This is a genomic window from Thermonema lapsum (assembly GCF_011761635.1).
Classification (GTDB): Bacteria; Bacteroidota; Bacteroidia; order Cytophagales; family Thermonemataceae; genus Thermonema; species Thermonema lapsum.
Genome location: NZ_JAASRN010000001.1, coordinates 304,963 through 320,181, shown reverse-complemented (window position 1 = coordinate 320,181; position 15,219 = coordinate 304,963). Strand labels below are relative to the sequence as shown.

The following is a 15,219-nucleotide window of genomic DNA, read 5'->3' as shown; positions in this document are numbered from 1 at the left end:
TTCTGCGCTGATTTTTATCATTTTCAGTGCGTGGCTTCAAAGCGACCCAGCAGGGTAGCGATTTGCCCGCTGAGCATATTCCATTCGTCAACCGGCAAGTGAAAGGCTACTGCCGATGCCGGTGCCAACATCCCCAAAGGCTCCCCACTGAGCCATTCGGCGAAATAGCTGAGATGAGGATTATGCCCTATAAGCGCCACTTCGTGGATAGTAGCCGGCACATGCACCAGCGTCTCTATTATTTGACGCATAGAAGCCTCATAGAGCTGTTCTTCGGCTTGCAGTGTGGTGGCTGTTGCCAGACGCTCGGCAAGCAAACGTGCAGTCTGTTCGCAACGCAGCGCCGTGCTGTGTATGATATGCTCGGGTAAAAAATGATGCTGTTGCATCCATTCGCTCAAAAGATACACCTGACGGATGCCCCTTTGAGTGAGGGCGCGCTCCTTGTCAGACAAAGCCACCGCTTCAGCTTCAGCATGACGAATCAAAATCAACCTTTTTTCCATTTTCGTATTTTTAAATCCAAAAATCACTTACATAAAGGTAAAGCAATTAAGCATTTTCGAAGACTTGACAAACAAGCTTTATATATTTGTAGTGCTTTTCTTGTAATACCTTACACAAAAAAAAGAGAAAACTCTTTCTTTTAAATTGAAAGATTTGTTCTTTTTTGCAATCTGAATAAGAGTTCTACTTGTAAAACAAAAGCCAAGAGCAATGCCCAAAAACTTAATGATAGTAGAGTCGCCCGCAAAAGCCAAAACCATTGAAAAATATCTTAAAGACCAAGACTTTGTAGTACAATCGAGCTACGGACATATACGCGACTTACCCAAAGGGGAACTGGCAGTAGATATACAAAACGACTTTCAACCCACCTACGAAGTAGATAAAGACAAAAAGGACATTATCAAAAAACTCGAAGAGCTGGCACGCAAAGCCGATACCGTTTGGCTCGCTACCGACGACGACCGAGAAGGCGAAGCCATTTCATGGCACTTGAAAGAGACCTTAGGACTGGATGAAAACAAAGCCAAGCGCATCGTATTTCGCGAAATCACAAAAAATGCCATCCTCAACGCTATCAAAAATCCCCGTCAAATAGATATTGACTTGGTAAATGCCCAACAGGCGCGCCGCATCTTAGACCGGCTGGTAGGCTTCGAGCTGTCGCCTATTCTATGGAAAAAGATAAAGTGGGGGCTATCAGCAGGCAGGGTGCAATCAGTAGCCCTGCGTTTGATTGTAGAGCGTGAAAGAGAAATAGAAGCTTTTCGTGCTTCTTCGTCTTACAAAGTCATTGCCCTTTTCGACTTGGGCAATGGCAAACAACTGCAAGCCGAGCTAAAAAAGAACCTGCTTTCACTCGAAGAAGCGCGTCGCTTCTTAGAAGATTGCCGGCAAGCCACATTCCACATTTCGGCGCTCGTAAAAAAACCGTCGAAGCGCTCACCGGCACCCCCTTTCACCACCTCTACCCTGCAACAGGAAGCTTCGCGAAAACTGGGCTTTTCGGTAGCTCAAACCATGACTTTGGCGCAAAGACTTTACGAATCGGGGTACATCACCTATATGCGTACCGACTCTACCAACCTCTCGCAAGAGGCCCTCGAGATGGCAAAGCAAACCATCATAGAGCGTTTTGGTGAAAAATACAGCCAACCCCGCCAATACAAAACCAAAGCAAGCGGTGCCCAAGAAGCACACGAAGCCATACGCCCCACGGACTTCAGCCGCATGGAAGTGAGCAGCGACAGTGCCGAACAAATGCTCTACGAACTGATTTGGCGCCGAGCCATCGCCTCGCAAATGAGCGATGCCCAAATAGAGCGTACCATCGCTACCATTGACATCTCAACCCGTCCCGAGCAACTCTTTGCCGAAGGCGAAGTGATTCTGTTCGATGGTTTTCTTACGGTATATATGGAATCGAGTGACGACGAAGAAGAAGACAACAGCAAAAGTAGCAACAAGGCACTGCCTCCCCTCCAAGAAGGACAAGCCCTGCAACTGGCAGAGCTGAAAGCCATAGAACGCTTCAGCCGCCCGCCGGCACGCTACACCGAAGCCTCTCTGGTGCGCAAGCTCGAAGAGCTGGGCATCGGGCGCCCTTCTACCTATGCCCCCATCATTTCTACCATACAGAAGCGCGGTTATGTAGTGAAAGAAAGCCGCCCGGGCAAAGAGCGTACTTACCACGAACTGGTTTTGCAGGGGCAATCCATTAAAGAACTAGAAAAAACCGAAATCTACGGAGCAGAGAAAAATAAACTGTTCCCAACCAATACAGGCATAGTCGTTACCGACTTCCTCATGCAGCATTTTGCCGATGTGATGGACTATTCCTTCACAGCAAAAATAGAAGCTGCTTTCGACGAGATAGCACAAGGCAAGCTAAACTGGGTGAAAATGTTGCGTGAGTTTTACGACCACTTCCATCCCAAAGTAGAAGCTACCACGCTTATAGACCGCAAAGAGGTGCCCAACCAACGCCTGCTGGGTACCCACCCCGAAACAGGCGAGCCGGTGTACGTAAAACTGGGACGCTATGGTGCCTATGTACAAATAGGCGAGGGCAACGAAGACGAAAAGCCCAAGTCTGCCAGCCTTCGCAAAGGGCAACTAATGGAAACCATCACCCTCGAAGAGGCGCTGGAACTGTTTAAGCTGCCACGAGAGATAGGCAATTTCGAAGGCAAACCCATCGTTGCCAACATTGGGCGTTTCGGTCCCTATCTGCTGCACGACGGCAAGTTTTACAGCTTGGGAAAAGAAGACGACCCGCTCACCGTGGACGAAAGCCGTGCCATAGAAATCATAGAGCGCAAGCGGCAAGCCGACCAAGAGCGCAGCATCAAAGTATTCGAGGAGGCAGGCATACAGATACTCAAAGGGCGCTTTGGTCCTTATATTAAGAAAGGCAAGCTGAATGTATCGCTGCCCAAAGACAAAAACCCAGCCACGCTGAGCCTCGAAGAATGTGAACAGTTGATTGCCGATTATCAAGAAAAGAAAAAAAGTAAAAACAAGGGCAAAGAACGCAAAACAAACAGCAGTAAATCGAAGAAGAAAGAGTAGTGAAAGCCTATCATGCAGCATATCAAATTGTGCAGATACTGGCAGCCCGAGGCTTGCGCCATGTGGTTATTAGTCCGGGCTCGCGCTCTGCCCCCCTCACCTTGGCATTTGCACATCATCCAAAAATCCATACCTATGTAGTGCATGACGAGCGCAGCGCTGCCTATCAAGCATTGGGCATAGCCCAAACGCTGTGCGAAGCGGTAGCCTTGGTATGTACCTCGGGCACGGCAGCGGTCAATTTTGCCCCTGCCGTGGTAGAAGCGTTTTATTTGGAAGTGCCTTTGCTGGTGCTTACTGCCGACCGCCCCCCAGAATGGATAGACCAGCAAGACGGGCAAGCCATACATCAACAGCATTTGTTTGCCCCTCATGTGAAAAAGAGCTATCAATTGCCCGTATCTTATGAACACCCAGATGCCCGCTGGCACCTGCAGCGTAGCATCAATGAAGCCTACAATGACGCAATGCGTTTTCCTCGCGGACCGGTGCATGTCAACTGTCCGTTTCGCGAGCCGCTTTATCCTGCCCCTGACGACCAGCCCACTTTCGAAGAGCACTGTCGAACCATAGAAGAAATCAGTGCACAGAACCACTCCCCCGATAAAGAAAGCCTGGCACTGCTTGCCAGTTTGTGGGAACAGGCGCAGCGCCCTCTCATCTTGCTGGGGCAAAGCGCCTACCTTGCCTCCTTTTATGAGGATGTAGAGCAGTTTTGCAATAGAACCAACACGCCCCTCATACACGGGCGCTTAGCCAATTACCCTTTTTCTTCGGGGCTGCCCTACCCCAACATCTTGCCCCATACACTGGCGCCCGACTTGCTGATTACGGCAGGAGGCAGCGTGTTATCGAAACCACTCAAGCTGCTGCTGCGTAGCCATCCGCCCAAATACCACTGGCACATACAAACCGCAGGCAAAGTTGCTGACCCTTTTCGCTCGCTTACCCACCTCTTGCGCTGCAACGAAGCCGCTTTCTTTAAAGCAAGCTTGCAGTTGTTTGCTCCTAAGGCTGTGCAATACCGCAAGCAGATAGAACAGCTTGCCGCTACCTATGAAAGCTATTTGCATGAAAGCCCCTATTTGCAAGCTGGCGAATTACACGAACTATGGCTTACACAAGAAGTATTGAAGCGGCTGCCGGCGCAATCCCTCCTGTATGTAGCCAACAGCAGCCCCGTGCGCTATGTGGAAATGCTACGCAGCCCGCGGGAAGTGCTCGTACGTGCCAACCGCGGTACAAGCGGCATCGACGGCTGCACCAGCACCGCCTTGGGGGCTGCGCGTGTAGAACAACGCCCTGTGTTTCTGCTTACCGGCGATGTAGCTTTCTTCTACGACAGCAATGCTTTCTGGGAAGCACCACAAACATTGAACTTCAAAGTTATTTTAATAAACAATCAAGGAGGAGGTATCTTCCGCTTGATAGAGGGTCCCCGTCAACAACAGTCCATAGGCATTACCTTCTTTGAAACCCCTCACCAGCGCCGAGCAGCTTCTTTGATGGCACACTACGGCATCCCTTGCTTTGAAGTGTACAGTACCGCTGATTTTGAAAGCCAATGGAAAGCTTTTGTTTCCCAGGAGGGCATAGCGGTCATGGAAGTAATGGTTGACAGGCAACAGAATGCCCATATTTTTGAAAAATTTCAACAGTCATGGAAAGAAAAGCTACTTGCTGCTTCGCCTTAGTCTTGCTGCTCTTTGCAGGCTGCATGCCAGTCAGCTATCCGGTACAGCAAAACGAAGTACCCTTGATTTATGATGACCACCGTTACCATGCCGACATCTATACCGACTTATTGTATCCGCTACGCGGAGAGCAAGAAGTGCTCGGCGAACCGCCTGTCATCGCCTTGGGAAGCAACGAGCGCTTGCGGCTGCGCTTCGACGACTTGGGCGAAGATGTGCGCGATTTTTATGTAAAAATACAGCATTGCCAACACGATTGGACGCCCTCTTCCTTGCCCGTGAATGAGTATTTAGACAGCTACAATGAGTTCAACATCGTGAACTATGTATTTTCCTTTCAGACAAGGCAGCGCTATGTGCACTATCGTTTCGACGTGCCGCCGGTAAAGCACTCGGGCAATTACCTCTTGACGGTCTATAGCCGCCCGGACGGGCGCCCAGTGCTAAGCCGCCGTTTTATGGTGTATGAAACGCGTCCTGCTATACTTCAGGGCGAGATACAAAACAGTGCACTGCCTTCGGAGCTGCGCAGTCATCAGCAAGTAAGTTGGACAGTAGAATACAGCCCTTCGTTGCTGAATATAAGCTATCCACAAGAGCAGCTGTACCTCTACGTGCAGCAAAATTACGATGCCAACAATCGCCGCCTGTACTCCCCCTCTCGCGTCGATGAGTTGCAAAATCGCGTGGAGTACAGAGACTTTACCGGCAAACAGTCATGGGAAGGGGGCAACGAATACCGGCGATTCGAAGCGGGCAGCCTGCGTTTTTTGGGTTTCCACGTGGCAGAAGTGGTCTATCCTGAAAGCAGCGATTCACTCGTACAGGTGCATCTGGGGCGAGACAAAAGCCGCCGTTTGACTCCCTATTTTAGCCGTAACGACATGAATGGGCTTTTCTTAGTACAGAACTACGACAATGACTTGCCACATGCGGGCAGCGACTATGTAGAAGTGCACTTTTATTTAGAAACAGACGGTCCTCCCCCGCCGCAAGGGGTGTATGTGGTGGGAGCTTTCAACCGACGCCGTTGCACAGAAGCAAACCGCATGCACTACGACAGCAGCCGTCAGGTATTGAGCGCCTCGCTGCGACTTAAACAAGGGGTTTATGATTATGCCTATGCTACCCCGGACAGCAGCGGCAGCTGCCGAACAGCATACTGGGAGGGTAATTTTCAAGAAACCCGCAATGTATATGAGGGCTTTTTGTATTACAGCGCAGCCCCGGGACGCCCCGACCGCCTCATTGCTTACCGCCGGCTGCCATAATGCTAAACACATCCTTTCCCGAGCTTTGTTATATATTTGCGTCTTCATGCAGCAACCAAAGAATTCCATATGATTTTACGGGCAGAGAATCTACTCAAACAATACGGCAAGCGTAAGGTGGTGAATCACGTGTCGGTAGAGGTAGAGCAAGGCAGCATCGTGGGGCTGCTGGGTCCTAATGGGGCAGGCAAAACCACTTCTTTTTACATGATTGTGGGGCTGATTAAACCCAATGAAGGCAAAATTTACTTGGGTGATGAAGACATTACGCCCCTGCCCATGTACAGGCGGGCGCGGCGCGGCATCGGCTACCTACCACAAGAGGCTTCGGTATTTCGTAACCTGAGCGTAGAAGAAAACCTGCTGGCAGTGCTCCAAATGACAGGCATGTCGAAAAAAGAGCAAAAAGAACGTGCCGAGCAGCTGCTCGAGGAGTTCAGTCTTACGCATGTACGCAAAAGCTTGGGCAAGGTATTGTCGGGAGGCGAACGCCGCCGCACCGAGATAGCTCGTGCCTTGGCTTCCAATCCTAAGTTTTTGTTGTTAGATGAGCCCTTTGCAGGCGTTGACCCCATTGCCGTGGAGGAGATACAAAAGATAGTGTACAAGCTGAAAGCCAAAAACTTGGGCATCCTTATCACCGACCACAACGTAGATGAAACGCTTTCTATCACCGACCGGGCGTATGTGATGTCGCAAGGGAAGGTGTTTCGCTCGGGCGTGCCCGAAGAGCTGGTCAACGACCCAGAGGTGCGCAAGTATTACTTGGGCGAGTTGTATGAGTTCAAACGTAAGATTTTTGATGCTGCTTCTTGACAGCTTTTACTTACTGTGCCCATTCTTTTTAAGGAAAAAAACAAAAGCGGCAAACGCCCTGTCTGCCGCTTTTGTCTTGTGCGCCTCTGTGGGCGCTATCCCTTCCGGGAATCGATATTGCTAAGCTGAAACATGCTCAGTCAATTCTAATAAAGAGGCAACGCTGGCTCAACTCCGCCCGCCTTCAATGCAGAGGAGGCAATTGGTTGCTTTTTAAAAAAGCGCATCCAGCAGGTCATCATCAACCAGATAGGGCATGGTTACTTTCATTCTGGGCTCTTGCTGCATGGCGCGACGTATGGTATTCATGGCGTGTGGGTTGCGTGCCCAGCTACGGCGGGCAATACCGTTGTTCACATCCCAGAAGAGCATTTGATGCAGGCGGCGCTCGGCATCGGCAGAGCCGTCAATCACCAAGCCAAAGCCCCCATTGATGACTTCGCCCCAGCCTACCCCTCCACCGTTGTGCAGACTCACCCAAGTAGCGCCACGGAAAGCGTCGCCTACGAAATTGTGCACTGCCATGTCGGCAGTGAACTGCGAACCATCGTATATGTTGGAAGTTTCGCGGAAGGGCGAATCTGTGCCCGATACATCGTGATGGTCACGCCCCAAGACGATGGGTGCTTTGATGCGCCCCTCCCGAATGGCACGGTTAAACGCCGCTGCAATGCGCATGCGCCCTTCGGCATCGGCATAGAGGATGCGGGCTTGTGAACCCACTACCAGATTGTTTTCTTGCGCATGCTCTATCCAAAGGATGTTGTCCTTGAGCTGAGGTTTGATTTCTTCGGGCGCCTCTTCATACATGGCGCGCATCACCTCCAAAGCAATGGCGTCGGTGGTGGCAAGGTCTTGCGGGTCGCCACTGGTACACACCCAACGGAAAGGACCAAAGCCATAGTCAAAGCACAGCGGTCCCATAATATCTTGCACATAAGAAGGATAACGGAAGGTGCCGTCTGCTTTCAACACATCGGCACCAGCGCGTGATGCCTGCAGCAAGAACGCATTGCCATAATCAAAGAAGTACATGCCTTGCGCTGCATGTCGATTGACTGCCGCCACATGACGTCGCAGCGACTCGTGAACCAACTCTTTGAAGCGTTCGGGGTCTTCTGCCATCATGCGGTTGGCTTCTTCATAAGACAAACCTACGGGGTAATAGCCTCCGGCATAGGGGTTGTGTAATGAGGTTTGGTCAGAACCCAAGTCTATGCGAATGCCTGCTTCGGCAAACTGCTCCCATACCTCTACCACATTGCCCCAATAGGCTATCGACACCGCTTCCTTGTTGGCTTTGGCTTGGCGCACCCGGCGTATGAGCGCCTCCATGTTGTCGATGACTTCATCAACCCAGCCTTGCTTATGGCGCGTATGCAGCGGTTTGGGGTTTACTTCGGCTACCACCGACACCATTCCCGCAATCTTGGCTGCTTTGGGTTGTGCACCACTCATGCCCCCCAATCCTGCACTCACGAACAACATACCGCCAAAGTCGCCATCGGGCTTCACCATGCGGGCAGCGTTCAATATTGTGATGGTAGTGCCGTGTACGATGCCCTGCGGTCCAATGTACATATAAGAGCCGGCGGTCATCTGCCCGTACTGGGTAACCCCCAAAGCGTTGAAGCGTTCCCAATCGTCAGGCTTTGAGTAGTTGGGAATCATGATGCCATTGGTTACCACCACGCGCGGCGCATCGGGGTGTGAAGGGAAGAGTCCCAGCGGATGCCCCGAATACATCACTAAGGTTTGCTCATCGGTCATGGTAGCTAAATACTGCATAGTAAGCAGGTATTGCGCCCAGTTTTGGAATACGGCACCATTGCCTCCGTAGGTGATGAGTTCATGCGGGTGCTGCGCCACCTCGGGGTCTAAATTATTTTGAATCATGAGCATGATGGCAGCCGCCTGCTTAGAACGGTGCGGGTACTCGTCAATAGGGCGCGCATACATGGGATAATCCGGACGGAAGCGATACATGTAAATTCGCCCATAACGCTCCAGCTCTTCGGCAAATTCCTTTGCCAGCACCGCATGCCACTGTTTGGGGAAATAGCGCAGAGCATTGCGCACCGCCAATTTCTTTTCTTCTTTGGTGAGTATGTCTTTGCGTTTAGGGGCATGGTTTACGTTCGGGTCGTAAGGCTTTGGTGGGGGCAGCTCTTGGGGGATGCCCTGCAAGATAGCTTTTTGAAAATCGGTCAAAGCAGAGGTGGATGTTGTCATGATTTTCTCATATTTTTCATCAAAATTAACCAAAAATCAAGTACCCAATACAGTTAAAAAACAAAAAGCCGCCACAAGGGACGGCTTCAGGTAAAAAACTATGGTGCTTATCGGTTACGTCCATATTCTTCGTGGCTCGAAATCCAATCGAAGGTAGAAATAGCCGATGCCAGCGACAGCTCACCGGCAAGCACCACCCCCGCTACTATCTCGGCAAACTTGTTCACTTTGCCTTTGCCATAGCAGCCCAACAGCTCTAAGCACTCGCGCTGGGTAGCCAAGCCCGTGCCTCCGCCATAAGTAGCCACAATCAACGAAGGGATGGTAATGCTCATATAAAGGTCTTTTTCGGGCGTGAGCTCACAGTAGAGCACCCCTGCCGAGGACTCCGACACATTGGCGACGTCCTGCCCCGTAGCGATAAACATGGCAGTAATGGCATTAGCCGAGTGTAGCCCGTTGTTGTTGGCACCCGAAAGGATGGAACCCACATTGGCTACATTGTAATGATAAAACAGCTTTTCCGTATCCACGCGCATGATTTGCTGCAGCACTTCACGTTTTACGGTGCACTCGGCTACTACCCGCTTGCCACGAGTGCGCATGACATTCACTTGCGAGGCTTTCTTGTCGGTAGCGAAGTTCGATTCGAGATAGAACTGCTTGATTTTACCGGGGGTGTAGTTATCTAAAATCCAACCACAGGCGGCAAAAGTGGCACGCCCTACCATATTCTGCCCGGCGGCATCGCCGGTGTAGTAGTTGAAGCGCATAAAAGCGAACTTATTCGACAGATAAGTGTCTATTTCTTTGAGCTTTGCCACACTGGAGGTAGCCTCTGCTTCACGCGCTATGTGGTCAAAGTTATCTTCTACCCATTTGGCAAATTCACGGGCTTCACGGGCATTCTCGAAAATAAATACCGGTGCACGTTGCATGGCATCGCCAATGACAGTGCAGGTAACTCCCCCACTCAGGTTCAACACTTTCATGCCGCGGTTATAAGAAGCCACAAGAGTGCCCTCTGAAGTAGCCAGTGGGATAAGAAACTCCCCTTGCGCGTGTTCGCCATTGATTTTCAGGGGACCAGCTATACCCATGGGTACCTGTGCCACCCCTATAAAATGCTCGCAGTTGCCCTGTGTTATATGAGGGTCGAAAGAGTAGTGAGGCACGTGCTCCAGCTTTTTACCTGTGAATTCCTCCACAAACTTCTGTCGAGCTTTAATAATGCTTTCGCTGTAGTCGTCGCTGGGGTCGCGGGGTATTCTTTTCAGGTCTTCTGGTTCTTTTTTAATAGCATCATCCGTTTTGATGGTCAAATTGCCAAAAGGCGACGCCTTGAATTCCACCTCAATATGGTGCATACCTTCGGGCAAGGGCTGGCAGGGCACCATCAGTTCAATTTGCTTGCGCAAGGGGAAATGAATCTTTTCCTTCATTTCTGATGCCTTGAAAGTGGGACTGCCATCGAGCAGGTCTACGATAATTTGACTGGCATCAAAAACCCGGTCGTCGATTTTCATGCGCTTGATGGCTACCAGGTCGGCGTCTTTGAGGCGGTTTTTAATGCGCAAACTCACACCGCCTTCTACGTTCTTAAGGCTTCCATGGGTGTAGAGCTGCTTCAACAAGATACTTGGTATAAAGTTCATAATTTTGTTTGTTTTATGATTTTACAAAGAGTTAAAGGTATGCATGTAGTAATATAGCTTTTTTTACAAAAAAACCAAATGTGGAAGTCCACTTATTTGGATAAGCGAAGTGCTGTACTGTCGAATGGATATGGAAGGTCTCATTAGGCTTTTCGGCTTCACACTACTCTCAAAAGCAACTGAAGTATGTATTTTCGAACGAAGCATAAGCGCAACAAGCCCAAAAACCTATGGTAAACAATGAGTAGCAAATAAATTTTCTGCTATGCTTGATGAAGCGATGACAAAGAAAAAGACACTCGAAATAACAAAAATAAGGGGCACCCAGAATGAAAAAAGTAAACTATAAAGAAGCGCAAGAAGAAAAACAAAACCCTAAGATTAGAAGTCACCCCCCAACTCCTCTTTAAGCTCCCTACCGAGAAGATATGTTTACTTACTCAAAAATCAAAGGGCGCCCCTTGCCTCATATTCCATCAAACAAACGAAAAGACTCCATAAAGTTTGGTACAACCACATGCTTCCATTTTAAACGGTTTTCTATCTGTTCTTTCATAGCAGCAGCAGCGGGGGCTTCGCCATGCACCACAAAGGTGTACTTGGGCGCGGAATGGAAGTTACTCAACCAGCGCAGCAACTCCTCGCTATCGGCATGGGCAGAAAGTCCGGGCAACATAGCCACTTCGGCATGGACAGGCACATGCTCACCAAATATTTTAATCATCTCTTTGCCTTCGAGCAGGTCGCGACCCCGCGTACCTTCTGCCTGATAACCTACAAACAATACCATATCCTCGTAACGGGGCAAACGATGATAGAGGTGATGCAGGATGCGCCCGCCGGTACACATGCCACTTGCCGAAATAATGATTGCCGGGCTACGCAAATCATTCAAGCTCATAGAAGCCTGCTGTGTGCGATAATAACGAATTTGAGGATGGTTGAACACATCGTGCCCATGGCTAAGGTCCTCGTCTTTTAATTTATGATAAACCCGGTACTTCTTGTAGAGGTAAGTGGCACTGATAGCCATGGGGCTATCCACATAAATGAATAAACGCGGAATTTTGCCTTCGTCCATCAAACGTGTAAGTAAATAAAGCAGCGTTTGGGTGCGCCCCACACTGAAAGCAGGAATCAGCACTACCCCCTCGCGGCGGCACACCCGGTTCACCAAATCAGCCAACTGCTCTGTCACTTCCTCTTTTTCCACTTTCCGGTTGCCATAAGTGGACTCTACAAGCAGAATATCGCTTTCCTCGACTGCTACGGGTGGATACATCACGGGGTCATGATAACGCCCCAAATCACCCGAAAAAACCAGTTTCTTTTGTTGTTCGTCGCCTTGAATGAGCATTTCCACAATGGCAGCGCCTAAAATATGACCGGCATAGCGATAGCGTATCTTCACACGCTCATGGATATTGCTCCATTCATCGAAAGGCTGCGCCCGAAGCAAAGGGAAGACTGCCTGTGCATCTTCTGCTGTATAGAGCGGCAAGGGTGGATTGTGCTTGGAATACCCCTTCTTGTTGGCATAGTGCGCTTCTTCTTCCTGCAGCTGTGCTGCGTCGGGCAGCAGCAATTCGAGCAAGGCGGCGGTCGGTTCGGTGCAATACACCGGGTTTTGATAACCCTCTTTGCAAAGACGGGGTAAATAACCGGAATGGTCTATATGCGCATGCGTCAGCACTACGGCATCTATGGTATTCACCTCCACCCCTAAGCCCTGCCAGTTGCGCTGTCGCAGTTCTTTTAAACCTTGGAAAAGACCGCAGTCAAGCAGTAAACGAAAGTCGCCTATATCTAACAAATACTTGGAGCCTGTTACACTGCGTGCCCCGCCCAAAAACTTGATGTTCACATCCATGATAAAAGAGGTTTGAAACGCTTTTTTGCTAAATTTAAAATATTCAACCAAAGGCAAGGGGGACAAGGCTGTTTTTTTCGATGTTATTGTAGCAGATGGAAGACTGGGGGAAATTGGATGCAGACATACAGCTGGTACAACAAGGGGTAAAAGCGGTCTGCTCCCCATCATCACATAAATGACACATGCCAAGGCAACTCCTTGCTTCGTACCTCAAATAGACTACGATGAGCAGAGAGTATTTTATTGCCGCTTACGTGCCGGACAACACCCTTGACCTGCTACTGGCTGACGGCTGGCGCCACTTTGGTACCTACTTTTTCCGGCACACTACCGAGCTCCACTGCGGTGTGGAAGTAGATGTGATGCCCCTGCGCATAAGGCTTTGTGATTTTTCAATGAAAAAACGGCAGCAAAAAATATGGCGACGCAACCAACGCTTTTTGACCCTCATACGCCCCTTTCGCTTTGGTATGCAAAAACAGTTGCTTTTCGAAAAACACAAACAGCGGTTCAAAGAGCATGTTCCATCCCATTTGTTCGACTTCTTACCGGAACATCCAGAGCGCCCCACACGCATCCATGAAGTATGTGTTTACGACGAGGAGCGGTTGATTGCCGCCAGTTTCATAGACATCGGGCAGATGGCTACCTCGGCTATTTATGCCATGTTTGACCCTGATTATGCTTCTTTCAGCTTGGGAATTTACACCCTTCTTGTAGAAATTGACTATGCCCGCCAGCAGGGCAAGCAATACCACTATTTAGGTTATGCCTATCCAGTGCCTTCGCACTATGACTACAAAAAACAATTCAATGCCTTGGAATACTATGATTGGAAAAAATGGAACTGCTTCCCGGACAGTGTGCCTATCCCAAGAAGCAGCTCAAACAATAAAAAAGCACAATAACGCTATTTTTGCTTTATGCTGATTTGGTCGTACGCTTGTCGATGGCATCTTCAAACTCCTTGAGCAGCATTTCTTTCACTTGGTCGGCAGTAGCGCTCATTTCGTCCATGATAGAAGCCACCTCTACGGGGTCTAATCCTTTGAGAAAGCGACAGGCAGCCAGATATACTTCCCCGGCAAACAACTCAAAACGTTCATTGACGAAAGAATGGTTGAACTCTAAAAGACGTTGAAAGAACTGGCGCTTGCGACGACGCGGAACATCCATGATTTTACAAATAAAAGAGATGGTCTCCCCCTTTTCGTCATCTTCGTCGGCTGTGGGGGTTGTGTTGAGCATGACCATCATCTTGATGCTGCCTCGCTCAAAAGACCAACAGCCGGGATAGGCTGCACGAGCATCCTCGGGGTTTATTCCCAAAAGACGGAAAGCCTCATCCACATATACGGCATAATCTAAATATCCCATTGCACTCGGTTTTGGTAAAGAGAAGCTAATTGTCTTCGCAAAATTGCAAAATTTCGAACAAACTTTTTGCCCAAGCATCTTCAAAAGATACAATGCAGATAGGAATCTATTGAAAGATTCCGACTTTTTCTTTTTATTTTTGTTACACCATTAACAATAAAAAAATAAGGGGCAAACCCAAAGGGAATGCCTCTTATCGATTTTGCTCATTTTTAGGCTTAACACATCAGCAAAACGCTCTTATAGCATATCTTCTATGACTAAATAAACGAAAGTCACATTCAAAAGGTGGTACCCTATCTCACCGTAGGTAAATACGCCGGTGAAACCGGGTAGGGGCTTCCCTTCCAGCTCAAAATTAAAATAGTTATAGAGGCAGCTGTAGGAATATTCTATTTCCTTCCCATTCTCTTTGCTCAGCTCTTCAAAAAAGCGGCTCGTATAATCGCCTTCTACCGGCTTTGCCAAACGGTATTCTACTCCCCGAAAAGTAGGTGCTGCAAAAATCATCCGTCGGTTGGCATCATCTTTTATCATGCCCACGTTGATTTTGGCGCCGGTATAATCGGCAACCAACGGCAAAAAGCTGTTTTGCGTGAGCATGTAATCATAGAGATGGCGGCGCTCGCCGTTCACCAAACAGTGCGTATGAAAAAAGCCATCCTCTTCGAAAGTGATAAGGTCGCCATCGCCTTGCTCATACACGTTGATGATTTCGACACGCCCCACCTTATGGGCAGGCAATTGTATATGCAAAGCCACGCCTTTATCTTGATAACGCTGCCCTTGCAAGTACACAGCGGGTAGTTCCACGCCTACTTTGTCGAAATCGACGCCTGCCACCCAGCCCATCAAAGGGTTGATGTATTGATTGGGCAGAGACGGTGCCTTGAGAGCGAATTGAAAATGCACGTCGGTGAAGAAAGGAAGTACCAACAGGATAAGCCCGTTGTCATAGGCATCGGTAGCCACTTGCTCTATGGTTTCTGAGTCATATAGTTTGAATTTGTATTGCTGTGCCAGCTCCGTAAAATCCTTCACATACAACAACTCTCGGCTGTGTTTGCCACCGTCTGTGTCTAAAAGATAAGGGTTGCTGCCACCAATCCAGTTGCCTTTAGGCAAACGGCGCAGCAGGCTGTCATCGCCAGCAATCACGAGCAAGCGTCCTGCTTCTATCAAAGCACGTGCTTCTGTAATATCGTATAGTTTTCCTTTCATTC

Annotated in this window: 11 protein-coding genes; 5 read left to right on the top strand and 6 right to left on the bottom strand. The window is 49.3% G+C overall.

Features of this window, described 5'->3' with window-relative positions; all coding sequences use genetic code 11:
• Positions 1-23 precede the first annotated feature (23 nt).
• Positions 24-488 (bottom strand): SixA phosphatase family protein, encoded by a 465-nt coding sequence (locus FHS56_RS01290; RefSeq protein ID WP_208409607.1) that lies wholly within the window; start codon positions 486-488, stop codon positions 24-26.
• A gap of 229 nt (positions 489-717) precedes the next feature.
• Here FHS56_RS01290 and topA point away from each other — a divergent pair, with 229 nt between their 5' ends.
• From topA to lptB, 4 genes are all read left to right on the top strand, one after another.
• Positions 718-3,078, top strand: a complete 2,361-nt coding sequence (gene topA, locus FHS56_RS01285; RefSeq protein ID WP_166918079.1) for a type I DNA topoisomerase — start codon at positions 718-720, stop codon at positions 3,076-3,078.
• Complete coding sequence (gene menD / locus FHS56_RS01280; RefSeq protein WP_166918078.1) at positions 3,078-4,772, top strand: 2-succinyl-5-enolpyruvyl-6-hydroxy-3-cyclohexene-1-carboxylic-acid synthase; 1,695 nt, start codon at positions 3,078-3,080, stop codon at positions 4,770-4,772. Before topA ends, menD begins: the two co-directional genes overlap by 1 nt.
• Positions 4,739-6,043: a type IX secretion system plug protein gene (locus tag FHS56_RS01275; protein ID WP_166918077.1), complete on the top strand. Its 1,305-nt coding sequence runs from the start codon at positions 4,739-4,741 to the stop codon at positions 6,041-6,043. The genes menD and FHS56_RS01275 overlap by 34 nt, the downstream gene beginning before the upstream one ends.
• A 69-nt stretch (positions 6,044-6,112) precedes the next feature.
• The gene (gene lptB, locus FHS56_RS01270; protein WP_166918076.1) at positions 6,113-6,859 is read left to right on the top strand and encodes an LPS export ABC transporter ATP-binding protein; all 747 of its coding nucleotides are present in this window, start codon (positions 6,113-6,115) and stop codon (positions 6,857-6,859) included.
• Between the two features lie 213 nt (positions 6,860-7,072).
• Here the strand turns inward: lptB and FHS56_RS01265 are convergent, their stop codons facing one another.
• From FHS56_RS01265 to FHS56_RS01255, 3 genes are all read right to left on the bottom strand, one after another.
• A complete protein-coding gene (locus FHS56_RS01265) occupies positions 7,073-9,091 on the bottom strand; it encodes a urocanate hydratase (protein WP_166918075.1) in 2,019 nt (672 codons plus the stop codon).
• 107 nt (positions 9,092-9,198) lie between these two features.
• Positions 9,199-10,746: a hydroxymethylglutaryl-CoA reductase gene (locus FHS56_RS01260; protein WP_166918074.1), complete on the bottom strand. Its 1,548-nt coding sequence runs from the start codon at positions 10,744-10,746 to the stop codon at positions 9,199-9,201.
• Between the two features lie 466 nt (positions 10,747-11,212).
• The gene (locus tag FHS56_RS01255; RefSeq protein ID WP_166918073.1) at positions 11,213-12,616 is read right to left on the bottom strand and encodes an MBL fold metallo-hydrolase RNA specificity domain-containing protein; all 1,404 of its coding nucleotides are present in this window, start codon (positions 12,614-12,616) and stop codon (positions 11,213-11,215) included.
• Positions 12,617-12,843: 227 nt separating this feature from the next.
• On the opposite strand from FHS56_RS01255, the gene FHS56_RS01250 reads away from it, so the two are divergent.
• A complete protein-coding gene (locus FHS56_RS01250; RefSeq protein ID WP_166918072.1) occupies positions 12,844-13,527 on the top strand; it encodes a GNAT family N-acetyltransferase in 684 nt (227 codons plus the stop codon).
• A 13-nt stretch (positions 13,528-13,540) separates the two neighbouring features.
• Here FHS56_RS01250 and FHS56_RS01245 read toward each other — a convergent pair whose 3' ends face one another.
• Both FHS56_RS01245 and FHS56_RS01240 read right to left on the bottom strand, forming a co-directional pair.
• Positions 13,541-13,996: a YbjN domain-containing protein gene (locus FHS56_RS01245; RefSeq protein ID WP_166918071.1), complete on the bottom strand. Its 456-nt coding sequence runs from the start codon at positions 13,994-13,996 to the stop codon at positions 13,541-13,543.
• Positions 13,997-14,236: 240 nt separating this feature from the next.
• Positions 14,237-15,217 (bottom strand): DUF6976 family protein, encoded by a 981-nt coding sequence (locus FHS56_RS01240; protein ID WP_166918070.1) that lies wholly within the window; start codon positions 15,215-15,217, stop codon positions 14,237-14,239.
• Positions 15,218-15,219: the final 2 nt, after the last annotated feature.